This window comes from Candidatus Enterococcus murrayae (assembly GCF_017315985.1).
Taxonomy (GTDB): domain Bacteria; phylum Bacillota; class Bacilli; order Lactobacillales; family Enterococcaceae; genus Enterococcus_A; species Enterococcus_A murrayae.
Map to the genome: position 1 here is coordinate 1 of NZ_JAFLVR010000036.1, position 5,646 is coordinate 5,646.

6 protein-coding genes are annotated in these 5,646 nt (G+C 42.5%); all 6 read right to left on the reverse strand.

All coding sequences use genetic code 11. The features are described 5' to 3' along the window. The coding region (locus JZO85_RS15595) for a hypothetical protein (RefSeq protein ID WP_207109450.1) at window positions 1-220 on the reverse strand (220 nt) is incomplete at its 3' end. 30 nt (window positions 221-250) lie between these two features. Next, window positions 251-2,782, reverse strand: coding sequence for a WxL domain-containing protein (locus JZO85_RS15600; RefSeq protein WP_207109451.1), 2,532 nt, complete (start codon window positions 2,780-2,782; stop codon window positions 251-253). Then, window positions 2,779-3,237, reverse strand: a complete 459-nt coding sequence (locus JZO85_RS23340; protein ID WP_207109452.1) for an EF2685/EF0750 family sortase-dependent surface protein — start codon at window positions 3,235-3,237, stop codon at window positions 2,779-2,781. Before JZO85_RS23340 ends, JZO85_RS15600 begins: the two co-directional genes overlap by 4 nt. Continuing rightward, window positions 3,224-4,294 (reverse strand): WxLIP family cell surface protein, encoded by a 1,071-nt coding sequence (locus JZO85_RS15610; RefSeq protein WP_207109453.1) that lies wholly within the window; start codon window positions 4,292-4,294, stop codon window positions 3,224-3,226. The genes JZO85_RS23340 and JZO85_RS15610 overlap by 14 nt, the downstream gene beginning before the upstream one ends. Window positions 4,295-4,363: 69 nt before the next feature. Then, the gene (locus tag JZO85_RS15615; protein ID WP_207109454.1) at window positions 4,364-5,089 is read right to left on the reverse strand and encodes a WxL domain-containing protein; all 726 of its coding nucleotides are present in this window, start codon (window positions 5,087-5,089) and stop codon (window positions 4,364-4,366) included. 366 nt (window positions 5,090-5,455) lie between these two features. Continuing rightward, a partial coding sequence (locus tag JZO85_RS15620; RefSeq protein WP_207109455.1) for a tyrosine-type recombinase/integrase occupies window positions 5,456-5,646 on the reverse strand: 191 nt, incomplete at its 5' end.

Sequence of the window (5,646 nt, forward strand, 5' to 3'; positions counted from 1 at the left end):
TTTTTAAAGCAGTTAACTGATTCTGGATCAGAACATATAAGCTGATTCCCAGACCAATCCAGACGATCGCTAAGAGGAACATCCCCCAGTTCGCCAGCAGATAGGTCAGCTTCTTCTGTTGCGTCCGCTCACAATAAGCCAGATCCTTCACTAAGAAAAAGATGGCTAGGATGAGGGAAAGACCCCCCATTCCCGCAGACAACCAGACAAAATTGTACATCGGTACCACTCCTTGTTCGTTTATCTTTCCTTACGGTGCTGTAGTCAATGTCCAATCCATGTCAGCCTCGTATTTCAATCCAGCGATTCCAGAATGCGCTAGTAACTCTAGTTCAACATGATTAAGACCATATTCCAAATGATAAACACCTCTACCAGAATGATCTGTCAGAGCAACGGTCGTCCCATCAGAAGGAATCACTTTTGTACTCTCAGTCTTCACTAAGCCAAAGCTCTCGTTGTGCTTGTTGTAGTTTTGAACGTCCATCAAAACCCCATTCCTTAGACTGATCGCAGTGGTAGTCGGCAATGTTTTTGATCCACTGGTGAATTGACCCAGCTTTACGGTCAAGTCCCAACCAAAATTGCTTTCATTATCCATGAAACGAATGTAGGGTTTATAACCCGCTTCATAAGAAGCCGCATCTAATTCTTTCTTCTGAGCGGTAGGCTTCACCTCTACATCTCCAAATTTGAAATTCGGAATATTGATCAGTCCCGCATTTCCAATCGGTTTCAAATTCGGCTCATCTGGGTCATCGATACGGACAAAGTTCTCCGCAGTCAATGGTGTTGCGATATTCCCATCAATCTCGATCTCTGCTGGCAGCACTTGGTTTACCGCACCTGTAGCAGTATCAGTAAAGGTAATGTCTGCGTAATTATTCGGTCCAGCATTTGGAATACTGATACCAGTTAGACTAAAACCGCCAACCCAATCCGCAGGTGTTATCGCAATGTTCATAGGCGCGCCACCCGCAGGTGTTACTGTTACTTGTGTAGGCGTGGATAAGCCAGACGCCCAGTTACTTGTTGCCTTGAGTGTGAGATTATTCAATGTAGAAGTTCCTGTATTGGTTAACCGTGAACTCCAAGCAACCGAACCATTATTTGCGACAATTTGCGGCGTTGGTGTTAAGTCAAGACTCGCTGTAGTGCTTCGTGCTTGATAATGATAGCGAATCTCTTTGGCTCCTTTGACATTATTCACAGCATAAGAAGGAGAAGGATTCACCGTTCCCGGCGCATCCGTCACATTTTCCCAGCCGACATAGTCCCAAACATCGCCACCAGTATCTGTGACTGTGGCAGAAGCTGTTCCAGTAAAGTTGTCATTGTCATCCATCGTACTTGTTTTCGGATTTCCAGCCATTGGTACTAAGGTTGAGCCATCTGATTGATTGACCCATTTTTCGGTGATGGTGTGTTGTTTCTTTTTATAAATGTAATAAATATCTTTATTCCCAGTGATATTGTTTAGAGAAACTGGGACTGACTTATTATTTAATGGTCCAGAAATCCCCTCTTTCCAACCAGTATATTCCCAATCTGTATTCAAGCTATCCGTTTTATTTGCAGCAGGGGCTCCAGTGAAATTACTCCCATCTGCAACAGCATCGGTAGTGTCCCAGCTTCCACTATTGATCGATGTATCACTACTGTCTATATATTTTTCTTGTAGAGCATGTAATTTTCTTTTTTCATAGACAACTGTAATTTTCCCTTCATCATCAAATGCTTGAATCGATTTCGACTGTGTATAATCAATCGTGGGGCTAGGCGGATTCGTCGTATTCAACGTTCCTGGTTTTGTAGGACCTTGATACCATCCTTGCAATACATAGCCATCTCCCCCGGTTATATAAGAGGTTGGCAACTTGCTCATTGAATGAGTATACTGCTCTTCTTTCACATCGGTTGTTTTTCCTTGTGTAAAACCAGTCGGCGGTGTCAAGGTCACTCCAGTCTCATCTACAAAGCTTTCCATTACTCGGAAGCCTTTCATAAAGAAGGTAATTTTTTTACCCGAAGCCGCTACACTTGAATTTTTAAATACTATTTCATTCCAAAGGTGGGGGCCATTTGCACCTGCTCTACCACCAGAAATAGTAAACTCTACTGCGTTTGGATGTTCTTCCGATGGTAGGAGTTCCGGGTACCCCTGATAACTAAATATTCCTGAGGCTACTCTAGTTAATTCTGGATACCTAATCTCTATATTTCCTTTTTTTTCAGTTCTATTAAATGCTAAGTTTGAAGTGAGTCTAGGTCCCTCATAAACATCATATTCCTGAGTATATTGGGAATAGTCACCTAAAACAGTTGACTTAGCTGAAATAGTTCGGATATAAGAGGGAACATTGGTAAATCTCAACTTATGAAACGAATGAAACCTTGTATCACGCCTTTCAGTATATGGAGAAGGAGGGTTCATATCCCAACCGTATGTCCATGTCGTTACTTCAGATGCAGAAAAATTACCTGACCCGTTATATGGAATGGTTATAGTCTTTAGACCAGTAAAGTCATCAAATATACCAACGTACGAGTTATCACTCTTCCATCCTGCAGCATCTCTTCTTACCCCATAATCAACCTGTGCTGTTGGAACCTTCCCCGCAGGAATTTGGCTACCATCATCCATATACATATTAAAATCAATCTTCCCAGTAAACGTATTTGTACGAACTGCAATTGATTGCTCAGGAAAAGAAAGACTACCTGCACCAATCCCTGACAATACTACAACTACCACAAATAGATTTCTAATTAATGACCTCATACCCTTTTCCTCCTATTCTTTCCAAAATAGAAGAAAACCAACATCACCAAGAACACACCCGCAAATGGCAACGCCAAGTGAATGAGTTCTCCTGTACTTGGTAATCGTTTATCATCGGAGTAATAACGAGTTGTTCCACCTGTCCCGCCTCCGTTATCATTGCCCCACCATAAAAAGCCGCCCTTTTTCTGATCGGTATCTGGTAATGAAGAGCTGTTTTGTACGGTACTGCTTGAGCTGGTTGAACTAGACGAGCTGGAGCTGGATGTTGAACTACTTGTCGAACTCGTTGAACTGCTGGAACTACTTGAGGATGTCGTACTGGTACTTGTTGATTCCACAAAGCGGACGCCCACTTTATTTTGTGCGTTATAGCTTGCGGCATAGACAGAAGCACTGCTGGTACATAGGCAAAACAACCCAATAAGCACGTACCAAACTTTATTCTTTTTCACGTATCTCCCTTCCTTTCTTTCGTTTAACCAAACGAATGATGAGCCAAGCGGTCACGATGGCAGTGATCGTTCCTACGGCATAGAAACTAGTGGTCCACCAACTCGGGATAAAGATCCGGAAAGCAGTTTGCTCATTCATCTTTTTCGCCAGTTGACGTGTAATGGTGAAATCCTGTTTGAATGACCAGCTTTTCGTTTTCCCTTTGACTGTTCCGATGAAGGTGTATTCTCCTGCCGAGACTTCTAACATGCCCCAATCAATCTGAAACGGGAAGATCGAATTCGGCGCAATCTTGACCGACTCCAATTTATTCTTCGCTAACGCCTTTTTTTGTCCTTTACGAACGATTTTTCCTTCTGCGACAAGGTCTTCCATGGCTTCTGGATACGGATTTTGAATGCTGGCTTCTAGGACTTTACTGCCATAATCAACCTCTGGCTGTACCTTTGTCAGCTTCAGATCCGTTTCTCCATAGACAGGCGCATGGTCCTGTTCAGTCAGGACCAACCCGATGGCATAGCCGTAGGTGTTTTTCACCGACATGCCCTGTGATTCTTCCTCCGAATCGTCACTCTTCAATGAGATACGAATCCCGCCAAGCAAAATCCCTTGAAAGGCCTCTGCCGGTGTTTGGATAATGACCTCGGCTTTTCCTTCTGAATAGGCATCCACTGACACTTCCTTGTTTTTGGGCTTCGCCACCTTAGTAATCGGAAGCTTCATACTCGCATCCGGTTTCTTGTCGCGTTCATCGTAGGTGATCAAGCCGTTGCGATTGGTTGCTGCGTTGATCACTTCTACTCTATAGGTTTGCTTTTTTTCAGAAGTATTGAAAATTTTTACTTGTACCGTTTGTGCCTGTTCCGGTTGCATCAATAGATGATAGAAGCTCACGCGATCATTGACTTGATTCTCCGGCAGGACTGCCTGAACGGTAAAACCTGCTCGTTTTTCATTCTCTGTGATCCCTTGTGATTCCTTCGTCTCCTCCGCAAAACCAACACTGGGAAAAAGTATCAATAGTAGGACACTTACTATCGGAAGTAGTCGTTTCATAATTGGCTCCTTTAGACAAGAACAGGTTGAAGCTGCTAGGCAACTTCAGCCTGTCTGTTCTTTCCTATCTTAGATTGAATCTGTTAACGTCCAGTCGATCGTTCCAGAGTATTGTTCTCCTGCTGCAACCAAGTTCATTGCCCCTGCTGGCACATTCAAGTTAATACTTGTCAATTCGCCTTGCCAATACCCTTCACCACGACCATCTGCTTTATTTGGTGCAGATTCGCCAGATGCACTCATCACTAATGAACTTGATGGACTAATTGTTAATGATCCAGTCACAGTATCTGGTGTATGCACGGTTGGAGCTTCAGTTGTTGCTACACCAGTAACTGGGTCTAAGGTTTTTAATCCTTGAGTCATAGTAATCGTTGCAGCAGTCAAATTCTTAGATCCTGTGGTAAGTTCTGCATCCAACTTCGCTTCTAACTTCCAACCAGCTGCGCGTTTTCCACGAACATCCCCAACAGCCACTCGTTTAGTAAGTGGATTGGACAGCGTTGGAGCAATTGGAATAACCGTTGTTGTCGTAACCACACTTGTCGGAACAGCTGTATCTTCGAAAATAAATTCTGTTGGTACATATAACAGTCCGATCTTACCATTGTCTGGACCTGGGTCAATATCTGGATCCGTAGTAGGCGGATTAATAAGGGTACCCTCTTTAAACGTTACAGACCCAGTGGATTTCTCGCTAAATGTCGCCGCATCTGCCGGTAATGCTGTGGTTACCAATACACCTCCCAGAAAAGCTGTACTCAACAATCCTGTCACTAATTTTTTCTTATTCATCTCTTTTCTCTCCTTAAAATAATTTAATTTTTGTTTATCAAAAAAGTACACATGGTACATTTGATACTAAAATAGAGTGATGCCTTTTTTGCTATGTCTTGATTATTTTTTTCTATGTTTATCCGAAACCAAGATTATGCTTATAAACGTTGATATAACAATGTTTTACGTAGTTTTTTGACGGAACGTGACGGCGGATGGGTGTCTGTGAACTCGCGAATACTCTTTTTTTAACAAAAATTGAAAGAAAAAAAATTAATAGATAAATCCTTTAATTAGTAAGCGCTTACTTTGCTTAGACAAAAGGAAGAGGGCAGTAAATGAGAAAAATCATTTTTTGAAAACGTTATCTACCATTTGATATTGTTAGCACATGGCGGCTTCCATGCGGTAAATCACTTCTACTCGTTGTTCAGTCATAGAATCTGCATAGGTATCTAAGGTCAACTTGGTGGAGTTGTGTCCTAGAAGTGCGCTGACAGATAAAATATCGCTTTGAGCTTCTAAACAGCGGGTCGCGAATGTATGGCGCAATTGATGAAAGTGAATGTCTTCCA